Origin of the sequence: Aquirufa sp., assembly GCF_044377215.1 — a bacterium.
In the GTDB taxonomy this organism is placed as follows: domain Bacteria; phylum Bacteroidota; class Bacteroidia; order Cytophagales; family Spirosomataceae; genus Aquirufa.
The window spans coordinates 1-11,520 of sequence record NZ_JBILJM010000050.1; the positions used below are offsets into that span (position 1 = coordinate 1).

Below are 11,520 nucleotides of genomic sequence, written 5' to 3' on the forward strand. Positions count from 1 at the left end.
AACCAATTGCCGATGGAGTTTGCTGTCGAAGCTCAAAAATTATTAGCTGTATCGTTAGAGGGTTCAGTTGGTTAGTTTTATGCCCCCACTATGCAATGCTAGTATTTTTGATCCTCTAGGGAAATGTTTTTTTTGGATTAAATCATAAAGACCATAAAACATTTTTCCGGTATAAATGGGTTCTATTTGAACTTGATGAGCATTTTCAAAAGTTGCACAAAAATTGTTAATTATATCAGATTCCTTTGCATATTTACCCATAATGTAGTCTTCTAACCAGATATTACCTGTTATATTAAATTCGTTCTCGTGTCTTTGTATTTCAGCAAGGTTATTTAAAGTTAATATTCCATAAATTGGCTTATCCCAAAATTTTCTTATTCCCAAGGCTGTAGTTCCGGTTCCTACTGCCGTTATTATATGAGTCGGATCTAAAGGTGTAATTTCATTTACTAATTGTTTTATTCCATTAATGCCTAATTCTCCGTATCCTCCTTCGGGAATTAGTAATACCTTTTCATTTAATGGCGAATTTTTTAATTTGTACTGTTTTCTATTAACGAAATATAATTTCATTCCCCATTCATGCATTTGGGTTAAAAATGGATTACTAGTATAGGTTAATTCATCACCCCGTACGATCCCGATTGTTTGTATTTTTAATTGTTTGCCAATGTACGCTAAAGCATATAAATGATTCGAATACGCTCCACCAAAACTTAAAATTGGTAATTCAGGGTTTTCTTTCGCTATGCCAATATATTCGCTTAATTTGCGCCATTTATTGCCTGATATTATTGGATGAATTAAATCGTCGCGTTTTACATATACCGTAATTTCAGCTTTTTTAAAAATGGAATGATTTAACTCCTGAATAGGAGAGGGTAGTTTTAAAATTGTTTTTTCAAATAAATGTATGTCCATAGACCAAGAAATAGATCAATTAGAATCAGAAGATGATTTATTCGAGCATTATAATTTTGTTGTGGACAAAGGTCAACAATTAATGAGAATTGATTTGTATTTGTTATTGAAAATTTCAAATACAAGTAGATCGCGTATACAAACAGGTATTTTAGCTGGATCCGTACGTGTAAATGGAAGTTTAATTAAGTCTAATTACAAGGTTAAGCCATTGGATAGTATTACTGTGTCTTTTGCTCAACCTCCTCGTGATGCCGAAGTACTAGCTGAAGATATAGCATTAGATATTATTTACGAGGATAAAGATATCCTTTTAGTTAATAAATCACCTGGTATGGTTGTCCATCCAGCACATGGAAATTGGAATGGTACGTTAGTAAATGGATTGTTGTATCATTGCCAGCAATTGCCTGGCTCTACGGTAATCAGGCCTGGATTAGTACATAGAATCGACAAAGACACTTCGGGGTTATTAGTTGTTGCTAAGTCAGAATTTGCTTTATCTCATTTGGCTAAGCAATTTTATGATCATACCATAGAAAGAACCTATTATGCGATACTTTGGGGAGTACCTAAAGAATTAAAGGGAACGCTTCGTGGAAATATAACTAGAAGTCCGAAAGACAGAAAAATAATGACCATTCTCCCTGAAGGTAGCGTGGATGGTAAATTAGCTATTACGCACTATGAAGTGATTGAAACTTTTGGATTTTGTTCATTAGTTAAATTTAATCTAGAAACTGGTAGAACACATCAAATAAGAGCACATGCCCAATCAATGGGCCATCCATTAATTTCAGATGCCTCCTATGGAGGTGATAAAATCCGTTTTATGAGTACCATGTCTAATTTTAAACAATTTGTTGATAATATGTTTAAAACTTGTCCAAGACAAGCATTGCACGCATATTCGTTAGGATTCGAACATCCAACTTCACATGAATGGCTTCAATTTACAAGTCCATATCCTGAAGATTTTAATCTATTGTTGGAAAAATTACGTAACCTTATAAAAATATGATTACGGTTAGAAAAGCAATCAAATCTGATATTCCAGACATTATTTGTCTAGTCAAAGAATTGGCTTTATTTGAAAAATTAGCCAATGAGGTCACTGTTACAGAAGAAGACTATTTGATAAATGGATTTATGGACAATCCACTTTATGGATGCAATTTAGCTTTTTTTGATGGCAAATTGGCAGCATTTAGTTTATGGTATTTTCGGTTTTCTACATGGAAAGGCAAACGTTTATACCTTGAGGATTTGTATGTAAAAGAGGATTATCGTGGTTTTGGTATTGGAAAAATATTACTTAATACTGCCATTGATGAAGCTAGACTTTGTAATTGTTCTGGACTTATGTGGCAGGTGCTCGATTGGAATACTTCAGCTATAGAATTTTATAAAAAATTTAATGCCAACTTAGATGGCGAGTGGATTAATGTCAACTTAAATATTAAATAGATTTTCTATCTATAAAGTAGTAATTATTCGAAAATCTTCCTTTTTCTTTGGTAAGTATCATTTCGGCTGCTCGCTTACCCATTAAGGAAAAGTCATTTGAAATGACTGATATTCCTTCTGAAATTATTTCTTTTAATGGAGTATCATCATACGATAAGACGCCAATTTCTTGACCAAATTTCCAATGGTTTTTAGTACACCAGTTAATCATTTTAATTAAATCAAATTCCCTAAATACGATGTAAGCATGGTTTTTTGATAGGTCATATTCCTCATCCAAATCCGATATTATATCATGAGTAATTGAATATTTTTCGCAAAAAGATGTAAACCCCTTAATGATTCCTTGAGGAGTGTATTGAAAACTCTTACTGCTCAATACTAAGTTCAGACTTTGATATTTTTTTATTTTATCTAAGCATTCAGTTAGTCCAGAATATATATTTTTTTCAAAATTTTGATATAAAATAGAATAATCTTGTCCGAATTCCTTAACATCAATATCGAGTACTAAAAGTTTTTCTTTTGGAATTTTTTCTAAAATTTTTGCTACACTTTTATTAAAATGTGGTAGAACAATGTAATGATTGAATTTTCCAAGATTGTCATTAATCAACGTTTCAAAAATCTTAATGTCATGGTAATGAAAGAATAGCGCGTGTGATACTTTTTGGCCAAGATTGGCAAGTATGCTATCTAATAGAATCTCTTTGTATGGTGTCATTGAGTCCATTAATATAAATACATGCATCGAACTTCTTGTATCAGTACTTGCAACATAAAAACCCTTTCCATGGTGCGAGGTAATCAAGCCGCGTTCTCTCAATTCATCATATGCCTTAGTTACTGTCATTCTAGCCATCCCAAATTCATTTGCAACTGAATTAATTGATGGTAACTGTTCGCCTCGTCCTAACTCATTTTGATCAATAGCGTTAACAATACCATCAATTAGTTGTTGGTATTTAGGTTTATTACTATTCGGATCAAATTGAATCATAGCTTAAAACTTCTAATGAATTATAATTTGTTTTTCTAATTCCTCTAATGTTGACCCTTTCGTTTCTGGCATTAAAAATTTAACATAGGCCAATTGCCCTATCATCATTAATGCAAAAAAGAAGAATATAGAGGTTTCACCAATCAAAGTAGTAAATATGGGAAAGAAGTTTGTAATTAAAGCAGCTAAAATCCAATGTGTTAAAGAGCCCCAAGCCATACCCGTTGCTCGTACTGAATTTGGAAAAATTTCTGATATAAATACCCAAATTACAGATCCTTGGCCAATAGCATGTGCCGCAATGAAAGAGAAGATATATAATGGGACAAAATCAAATGACTCACTGTAAAATGAATAAGCAATTAACGATAACGAAACTATATAACCAATAGAGCCAATATACATTAGTATTTTTCTCCCGACACGATCAATTAAATACCACCCTAGTAGTGTAAATATTAAATTGGCCACTCCAATACCAGCAGATTGCAATAAGGCACTTGATTCATCTAAATGTGCTTTTTCAAATATCCGAGGTGCATAATATAAAACAGCATTAATTCCTGATAATTGATTAAAAAATGAAAATAAGAATGCTAGAAGTAATGGTTTAAAATACCTCTTTTTGAATATAGTTTCTTTATTATTTGAATTGGTCTTAGATAATAAAACTCGTTTGATAGTTTCGTCAGCGTCCGAATCAACTAAAGATAATATTTTTTTTGCACCCACTAAATCATTTCTTTTCAGAAGTAAGAAGGTTGGACTTTCAGGAGTAAAAAGAATAAGAATAGAAAATAATAGGCTAGGTAAACCGACAATTGCCAACATATATCTCCAGTCATTTTCACTTAACCCGTTAATTAAATAGTTTGATACGTAAGCAATTAAAATACCAAGAACAATATTTAGTTGAAATGAAATAACTAGCTTTCCACGATGTTTTGCTGGAGCTATTTCAGAAATGTAAATAGGTGCCACTACAGAGGATGCGCCTATTCCTAATCCACCTAAAAATCTAAAGATCATAAAAGTATATACATCATTGGCCAAAGCTGCACCTATTGATGATATTAAGAAGCTTAATCCAATCCAAAATAAAGTCTTTCTCCTTCCTAAAATATCGGCTGGAATTCCACCAAAGGCAGCGCCAATTACCGTACCATAAAGTGCAGTGGCCATGGCAAAACCATGTGTCCAATCATCTAAATGCCATAGTTCTTTTATTGTTTTTTCAACTCCTGAAATAACAGTCATATCCATGCCAAAAAGCATACCACCTAAGCCGACTGTTATAGACCAAAAGAGTACATATTTATTCATCTTGTTATATTTTTATAGGATGGTATACTTCAAAAATTTTAATTTATATATTATTGTCATGTACTTTAGAAGTGTAGAATAAAGGCGCTCAGGAGACATATATTGTCTAAACTCTTGAACAATCTGATTTGATTCAGTAGACGAAATTTCTTCTTTATAAACCTTAGGTGTCTTGCCTGTGAATTTTTCAAATTCATTCGTAAAATGCGCTGAATCGTAAAAACCAAACATATCAGCTAATTCATTACTTTTAATTTCTTTTTTTGAGATAAATGTTCTAAAGATTGATTGATCCGCTTAATTTGAACATACTCTATAGGCGTAATGCCAGAAATATCAATAAATAATCGCATGAGTGCTTTATATGCCGATTCGTTTATGTTACCAAATTCTTCTACTGAATTAAGATATGAATTAAGTCGTAATAATTTTAATTTACGCTTAGGATTTAATAGTGTTAAAAGAAATTCTTGAAAGATTGCACATCTTTTTTCAAAGCGATTAGCTTTTAATATATTTTGTATTAAATCAGTTTCGATATTAAATAAATTATTTATTGGTACAGAGGCATTAATAAAACTTTTAAATGTCCTAGCTACAAATGGATATAAGTCTCCAATTTAAAATTTTATTCCAAATATATGATTTCCTATCTGGTGTTTAAAGTAGCTTGGTATAGTATGCAATGCCTCAATAACGTGCGTGTCAATTGTCTCAAATACAGCTGGGTTTTTCTGTGCTCTGAAGTAAGGTAAACCTAATGTAAATGCAATGTTTAACTGATCTTCCGGAAATATTGTTTCAATTTCGTACGGAATATCAGATTGATCAATTTCAGATTTTTCCCATAGATAATCAATGTAAGGTTCTAGTTGAAAAATGGGTTTTTGATAGTGAATTACCATATTAATTTTCTGAATCTGGAAGAAAAATAGTAGCAATTAAGCTACTTAGTAAGCCAAGTACGATTAAGAGTATTAATGAATATTTCAAACTCGAAATATCCGCAAAATAACCAATTATAACTGGTCCAATTAAAAATCCAATATAGGCAATAGTTGAGACGCCCGCAATGGCAATGGCTGGTTTGATTTTAGTTTGCATACCTGCTTGTGAATAAATAATAGGTACAATTGTTGATACACCTATTCCAACTAAAAAACATCCGCAAATTTTAATTAAAATATCATAACTGACTAAAGTAATACTCATTCCTACGGCAATTAGAAATCCGTTGATTATTAATACATTTTTTACTTTATATTTATTTGATAAAAAATCTCCTAATAACCTTCCTAAAACCATAGCTGCCGCAAAGGTTGTGAAGCCAATTGTTTGAGGAATTATATTTGAAGATATAATTTCTTCAAAATAGAGCGTTATCCAATCTGCCATGGCACCTTCGCACAACATTCCACAAAATGCAATTAAAGCCAACGTGATTAAATATGAATTTAAATTAAAAATAGAAGTATCTAACTTTTCATTTGAATAATTAATTGACTTTTCATCTGGTAATAAGGAGTAATAAAAGGAAGGTATTAGTACTAAATTTAGGAATGCAATTCCCCAAAAATGAATTTTGTATCCTAAGTTCATTGTAATCATTAGGCTACCTAGCAAAGCTCCAAGCATAAGACCAATTGAAAAAATAGCATGAAATGATGACATGAAAATTTTTGAAAGTTTATTTTCTAGTGCAATTACTTGGGTATTCATGGCTATGTTTAATATATCACCTGACATGCCAAATAAAAATAAAACACCAAACAATTGAAATGCAGTAGAACTATAGCCTATTAATGGAACGATACATATGTACATGCAAACTGCAATCAAGCATATTATTTTCGAATTGTATTTAGCTATTAACCATCCTGCTAATGGTAGTGATACTAATGAGCCAATTGGCAGTCCCATAAGTACAGTTCCTAGTTCAGCTTCTGTTAAATTAAGGAGCTTTTTGAAATCAGGAATTCTTGTTGCCCACGTTGCAAAATTTATACCGCACAAAAAAAATAAAATACCTATTCCAAATCTCGTTTTGAACATAATTGAACTATAATAATTTGTTTTTCACATCCAACCATGAATTAATTCGTTCATACGAATTAATATGTAAATTATGTGGAGCTGAAAATAGGAGAGGTGTGCCAGTGAACGTTACTAAATTTCTTTCATGGTCGTCGATTAGGTAATCAGCTTGAATCATATGTTTATGTCCACAAAATACAATATTATGCCATGTAATAAATGGAAAATGCTTCTTCATCCATTCTAACTTTTCACTTAATGAATTAGGAAATTCAGTTGCTGCAGATACAATGAAGATTTCATAAGATTTAGTTAAGTCTTTAATTACTTCAATAGCGCCCTCTTTAACAGGTAAATCGGTAAAAAATCCAGGTTGCCATAAAAATGAATTATTTTCTAAATACACCTCATAAAACGTTTGTTTTAGCTTTATGTCATTTGACATTAACGCGTCATATGTATATGTACTATTGGTTATGTTGTTGATTGTTTGAATGATTTTTATGGTTGTATCGGCCATAACGTCATCCATATCTATTGCTATTCGTTTCATTAGTAAATTATAAATAAAAAAAAACTCCTCAAATATGAGGAGTTTTTTTATTAAAATATGAATAATAATTACATCATTCCACCCATTCCACCACCAGGTGCGTGACCATGTGGCGCTTCTGCAGCAGGTTTATCAGCAATTACGCACTCAGTTGTTAATAGTAACCCGGCAATAGAAGCAGCATTTTCTAATGCCAAACGAGTTACTTTAGTTGGATCAATGATTCCAGCAGCGATCATATTTTCATATTTATCTTCACGTGCATTATATCCAAAATCATCTTTACCCGCTTTAACAGCATTAATAACTACTGATCCTTCACCACCAGCATTAGCGACAATAGTACGTAATGGAGACTCAACAGCTTGACGAATAATATTAATCCCAGTTGTTTGATCCTCATTTTCACCTTTGAGGCCATCTAATGATTTAATAGCGCGAATGAATGCCACACCACCACCAGCTACAATACCTTCCTCAACAGCCGCACGAGTAGCGTGTAATGCATCATCTACACGATCCTTCTTTTCCTTCATTTCAACTTCTGTAGCAGCACCAATATATAAAATAGCAACACCACCAGATAGTTTGGCTAAACGCTCTTGTAATTTTTCACGATCGTAATCAGATGTCGTATTTTCTATTTGAGCTTTTATTTGATTTACACGATTTGTAATATCTTCTGAAGATCCAACACCATTTACAATAGTTGTATTGTCTTTGTCTATGATGATTTTTTCGGCTTGGCCTAGGTATTCAATTGTTGCATTTTCCAACTTAAATCCTCTCTCTTCTGCAATGACAGTACCACCCGTTAGTATGGCTATATCTTCTAACATTGCCTTTCTACGATCACCAAAACCCGGAGCCTTAACAGCTGCAACTTTTAGAGCACCACGAATTTTATTAACTACTAAAGTAGCCAATGCTTCTCCATCGACATCTTCAGATATAATTAACAATGGACGACCTGTTTGAGCTACAACTTCTAAGACAGGTAGTAATTCCTTCATAGATGATACCTTTTTCTCTGATATTAGTATAAAAGGTTTCTCTAATTCTACTTCCATTTTCTCAGTATTCGTTACGAAATACGGTGAAAGATAACCGCGATCAAACTGCATACCCTCAACAGTTTTTACTTCAGTCTCTGTTCCGCGTGCTTCCTCTACGGTAATTACACCTTCACGACCTACTTTCTCCATTGCATTTGAAATCATTGTACCGATTTCGAAATCATTGTTTGCTGAAATGGTAGCAACCTGTGCTATTTCATTAGAAGTTGTAATTGGTCTTGATTGAGCTTTCAAGTTTTTAACGATAGCTTCTACAGCCTTTTCGATTCCTTTCTTGAGATCCATTGGATTCGCTCCAGCTGCTACGTTTTTTGAACCAATTGTGTAGATAGCCTGTGTTAAAACAGTTGCTGTTGTAGTTCCATCCCCAGCTTGATCAGCTGTTTTTGATGCAACTTCTTTAACCAATTGAGCACCCATATTTTCAACGGGATCTTCTAATTCTATTTCTTTTGCAACTGAAACACCATCCTTTGTAATAGATGGAGAACCAAATTTTTTATCAATAATTACATTTCTACCCTTAGGTCCTAATGTAACTTTAACTGCGTTTGCAAGGGTATCAACCCCTCTCTTCATTTTTTCACGCGCTTCACTGTCGAAATATAATTCCTTTGCCATAGTATGTATAAGTGATTTTTCGGTTTAACTAAATTATAAAACTGCAAAAATGTCAGACTCTCGCATGATTAAATAATCCTTTCCTTCAATTGTAATCTCAGTACCAGAATATTTGCCATACAAGACTTCATCGCCAACTTTAACAGTTATAGGTTCATCTTTTTTCCCATTTCCAATAGCTACAATAATACCTTTTTGAGGTTTTTCCTTTGCTGTATCTGGAATGATAATTCCAAATGCTGTTTTTTCTTCAGCTGCAGCAGGCTCAACGATAACCCGATCTGCTAAGGGCTTAATAGTTAATTTTGACATGTTTGTATAAATTAAAAGATTAATAACTTTTGTAAAATACATTTATAAATAAAATGCGCGACATCATATACAATATGCATGCCACGCAAGAATGACTGAAATAATGTCAGTATACTTATTTTGATGCCGGTGCTGGAGCGCTAATTGGCGCAGGAGCAGAAGGTAAAGTTTTACCAGCCGCTTTCTCTACATTTATAGATTGTATTCCTTCCGAATTTCCTGATGTTAATGTAAAATTTGTTACAAGAACCAATAAAAGAATTGCGATTGAAAAACCCCAAGTTAGCTTCTCAACTAAATCTCCAGTTTTCTGTACGCCAAACATCTGAGTTGCTCCTGAGGATGAAAATTCTCCACTTATACCACCACCTTTTGGATTCTGAACTAGAATCAGTACGATAAGTAATGCCGAAAAAAGAATAATCAGTGAAATTAATAAGGTGAACATAATCAATCTTGATTTAATAATATGGTTAATTCCGAAATACGAGATGCAAAGTAAAGCCTTTTTTCAGGTTTAGACAACATTAATTTTGTGTAAATGTCAATTGCAAGGGAAATTTTCCCTTGTTTAACCAATATGATTGCAAATGTTTCTGATACAGGAGGAGAATATGGAGTTTCTGATAAGTCGGCTATGCCTAAATTATCAGTGTTATTTTTTTTATTTCTTGATATAGTGGGTTGATTAGTTAAAAATTGATCAACAATTTCAATTTGATTTTCAAATGAGACTATTTTTTTCGCATGATTTGCTTTTAAAGCTAAAGGGGCGTCTACAATTGAATGATGGTAATGTGATCTAAATGGAGATTGTAGGGCGATTTTGCGTTGCGTGATTGAATCAAGCTGTAGATTCCAATTAAGGAGAAAAAAATATGGGTATTTATTTACATAATCCGAGATTACATTTTGGCTGTCAATGTTATTTCGATTGTATTTGTATAATAATAAATAAAGTTCTTGTGTTTTATTTGTTTCCATATTACCAATCTCCAGCTATTTTGTTAAATAAATCTAATATAATTTGGTCCGTTAACTTTGGAATTAATGTTTTCTCAACTTGACTTAAAGTTTGATTTTGAGGAAAGTCTTGATAAAAGGAAAATTCTTGATCAAAATTTTTAGTTTCATCTAATCGATTAGTTAACTGAAATTGAACCCTTAATGTTAAACGGTTCAAACCTGCTTTATCGTCAGAGGTAGGTGCTTGCGGGGTTAAGTCGTATCCTACTATGGTTCCTTCAATTTGTAAATCTGGATTTTGACTGGTAATTTTCAACGTACTATTTCGTTGAAAATATTCTTTTAATTTCTCATTTATAGATAGGCTTAAATTACTTGGACCACCAGCAGTCTCCATTCTTATATTCGATATTTGAATAGTCTTTAGTTCCGGAGAAAGACTAGCTCCTTTAAAGCTATAACAAGAGGAAATATGTATACATACATAAGAAAAGAATATATATTTTGAGAATTTATGCCAAGTCTTCGAGATCATATTGTTTAATTTTTCGGTATAATGTTCTTTCTGATATCCCTAAATCTCTTGCAGCATGTTTTCTTTTATTTCTATTTTTCTTCAATGCGCGAATAATAATTTCTTTTTCTTGTTTTTCCAAAGAAAGTGTCACGTCTTGACTAGGTGATATTATTTCTTCAAAATTAGATTCTTCAACTACATGAATCGTCTTATTTGGTTCGATAGATATTGAATTTTCTAATCCATTTTTATCAACATTGACTGTTTGGCTTATTGCTTTAATAGATGGGTTAGGAGAATAATTAATGTCGGCAAATAAATCTGAGTTTTCATTAATTATGTCATAAGCATTGCTGTTCCCTGATTCAATTACTTGTAATAGTATTTTCTTTAATTCAGTAACATCACGCTTAAGATCAAAAAGAATTTTGTATAATATTTCTCTTTCATTCATTCCTTCAGAACCTTGAAAGTTTTCACCCTTAATAAGAGTCGATTTTATTTTAGGCTCATTAAACAATAAATATTCGTTTAGCTTCTCTTCGTCTAAAATACGATCCCCTAATTCTAATACTGAAATTTGTTCTGCTAAATTTTTTAATTGACGAATATTACCCGGAAACCGTTGTTTTTCAAGTAGTATTTTAGCTTCATTTGTTAATGAAACAGGCTTTACTCGATGAAGCTCAGAAAAATCAGTTGTAAATTTTCTAAAAAGCAATTCAAT

Annotated in this window: 14 protein-coding genes; 2 read left to right on the plus strand and 12 right to left on the minus strand. The window is 32.3% G+C overall.

All coding sequences use genetic code 11. The features are described from left to right. Positions 1-63 precede the first annotated feature (63 nt). A complete protein-coding gene (locus ACIQ6T_RS10855; RefSeq protein ID WP_395786290.1) occupies positions 64-924 on the minus strand; it encodes a 1-aminocyclopropane-1-carboxylate deaminase/D-cysteine desulfhydrase in 861 nt (286 codons plus the stop codon). On the opposite strand from ACIQ6T_RS10855, the gene ACIQ6T_RS10860 reads away from it, so the two are divergent. Both ACIQ6T_RS10860 and ACIQ6T_RS10865 read left to right on the plus strand, forming a co-directional pair. Further along, positions 917-1,945, plus strand: a complete 1,029-nt coding sequence (locus tag ACIQ6T_RS10860; protein ID WP_395786292.1) for an RluA family pseudouridine synthase — start codon at positions 917-919, stop codon at positions 1,943-1,945. The genes ACIQ6T_RS10855 and ACIQ6T_RS10860 overlap by 8 nt on opposite strands. Beyond that, positions 1,942-2,391, plus strand: coding sequence for a GNAT family N-acetyltransferase (locus ACIQ6T_RS10865; protein WP_395786294.1), 450 nt, complete (start codon positions 1,942-1,944; stop codon positions 2,389-2,391). Before ACIQ6T_RS10860 ends, ACIQ6T_RS10865 begins: the two co-directional genes overlap by 4 nt. Here the strand turns inward: ACIQ6T_RS10865 and ACIQ6T_RS10870 are convergent. The 11 genes from ACIQ6T_RS10870 to ACIQ6T_RS10920 all read right to left on the minus strand — a co-directional run. Then, a complete protein-coding gene (locus ACIQ6T_RS10870) occupies positions 2,384-3,391 on the minus strand; it encodes a GntR family transcriptional regulator (protein WP_395786296.1) in 1,008 nt (335 codons plus the stop codon). The two genes, ACIQ6T_RS10865 and ACIQ6T_RS10870, sit on opposite strands and share 8 nt — an antisense overlap. A gap of 12 nt (positions 3,392-3,403) precedes the next feature. Then, positions 3,404-4,714: a sugar porter family MFS transporter gene (locus ACIQ6T_RS10875; RefSeq protein ID WP_395786298.1), complete on the minus strand. Its 1,311-nt coding sequence runs from the start codon at positions 4,712-4,714 to the stop codon at positions 3,404-3,406. Positions 4,715-5,334: 620 nt separating this feature from the next. Then, positions 5,335-5,619 (minus strand): hypothetical protein, encoded by a 285-nt coding sequence (locus ACIQ6T_RS10880; RefSeq protein WP_395786300.1) that lies wholly within the window; start codon positions 5,617-5,619, stop codon positions 5,335-5,337. 1 nt (position 5,620) lies between these two features. Beyond that, complete coding sequence (locus ACIQ6T_RS10885) at positions 5,621-6,766, minus strand: MFS transporter (protein ID WP_395786302.1); 1,146 nt, start codon at positions 6,764-6,766, stop codon at positions 5,621-5,623. 7 nt (positions 6,767-6,773) lie between these two features. Next, on the minus strand, positions 6,774-7,301 hold the full coding sequence (locus tag ACIQ6T_RS10890) for a 5'(3')-deoxyribonucleotidase (protein WP_395786304.1): 528 nt from the start codon (positions 7,299-7,301) through the stop codon (positions 6,774-6,776). A 68-nt stretch (positions 7,302-7,369) separates the two neighbouring features. Beyond that, positions 7,370-8,998 (minus strand): chaperonin GroEL, encoded by a 1,629-nt coding sequence (groL, locus tag ACIQ6T_RS10895; RefSeq protein ID WP_395786306.1) that lies wholly within the window; start codon positions 8,996-8,998, stop codon positions 7,370-7,372. A gap of 33 nt (positions 8,999-9,031) precedes the next feature. After that, complete coding sequence (groES, locus tag ACIQ6T_RS10900; RefSeq protein WP_395786308.1) at positions 9,032-9,310, minus strand: co-chaperone GroES; 279 nt, start codon at positions 9,308-9,310, stop codon at positions 9,032-9,034. A 115-nt stretch (positions 9,311-9,425) separates the two neighbouring features. Then, on the minus strand, positions 9,426-9,758 hold the full coding sequence (secG, locus tag ACIQ6T_RS10905; RefSeq protein WP_395786310.1) for a preprotein translocase subunit SecG: 333 nt from the start codon (positions 9,756-9,758) through the stop codon (positions 9,426-9,428). Between the two features lie 2 nt (positions 9,759-9,760). Further along, the gene (locus ACIQ6T_RS10910) at positions 9,761-10,294 is read right to left on the minus strand and encodes a hypothetical protein (RefSeq protein WP_395786312.1); all 534 of its coding nucleotides are present in this window, start codon (positions 10,292-10,294) and stop codon (positions 9,761-9,763) included. A gap of 1 nt (position 10,295) precedes the next feature. Then, positions 10,296-10,811: an LptE family protein gene (locus ACIQ6T_RS10915; protein WP_395786314.1), complete on the minus strand. Its 516-nt coding sequence runs from the start codon at positions 10,809-10,811 to the stop codon at positions 10,296-10,298. Further along, on the minus strand, positions 10,789-11,520 hold a 732-nt coding region (locus ACIQ6T_RS10920; RefSeq protein ID WP_395786316.1), incomplete at its 5' end, for a helix-turn-helix domain-containing protein. The genes ACIQ6T_RS10915 and ACIQ6T_RS10920, both read right to left, overlap by 23 nt.

Coding starts and splice junctions, on each gene's coding strand:
- ACIQ6T_RS10860 (WP_395786292.1), top strand. CDS start 917: ATGTCCATAGACCAAGAAATAGATCAATTAGAATCAGAAGATGATTTA.
- ACIQ6T_RS10855 (WP_395786290.1), bottom strand. CDS start 924: ATGGACATACATTTATTTGAAAAAACAATTTTAAAACTACCCTCTCCT.
- ACIQ6T_RS10865 (WP_395786294.1), top strand. CDS start 1,942: ATGATTACGGTTAGAAAAGCAATCAAATCTGATATTCCAGACATTATT.
- ACIQ6T_RS10870 (WP_395786296.1), bottom strand. CDS start 3,391: ATGATTCAATTTGATCCGAATAGTAATAAACCTAAATACCAACAACTA.
- ACIQ6T_RS10875 (WP_395786298.1), bottom strand. CDS start 4,714: ATGAATAAATATGTACTCTTTTGGTCTATAACAGTCGGCTTAGGTGGT.
- ACIQ6T_RS10880 (WP_395786300.1), bottom strand. CDS start 5,619: ATGGTAATTCACTATCAAAAACCCATTTTTCAACTAGAACCTTACATT.
- ACIQ6T_RS10885 (WP_395786302.1), bottom strand. CDS start 6,766: ATGTTCAAAACGAGATTTGGAATAGGTATTTTATTTTTTTTGTGCGGT.
- ACIQ6T_RS10890 (WP_395786304.1), bottom strand. CDS start 7,301: ATGAAACGAATAGCAATAGATATGGATGACGTTATGGCCGATACAACC.
- groL (WP_395786306.1), bottom strand. CDS start 8,998: ATGGCAAAGGAATTATATTTCGACAGTGAAGCGCGTGAAAAAATGAAG.
- groES (WP_395786308.1), bottom strand. CDS start 9,310: ATGTCAAAATTAACTATTAAGCCCTTAGCAGATCGGGTTATCGTTGAG.
- secG (WP_395786310.1), bottom strand. CDS start 9,758: ATGTTCACCTTATTAATTTCACTGATTATTCTTTTTTCGGCATTACTT.
- ACIQ6T_RS10910 (WP_395786312.1), bottom strand. CDS start 10,294: ATGGAAACAAATAAAACACAAGAACTTTATTTATTATTATACAAATAC.
- ACIQ6T_RS10915 (WP_395786314.1), bottom strand. CDS start 10,811: ATGATCTCGAAGACTTGGCATAAATTCTCAAAATATATATTCTTTTCT.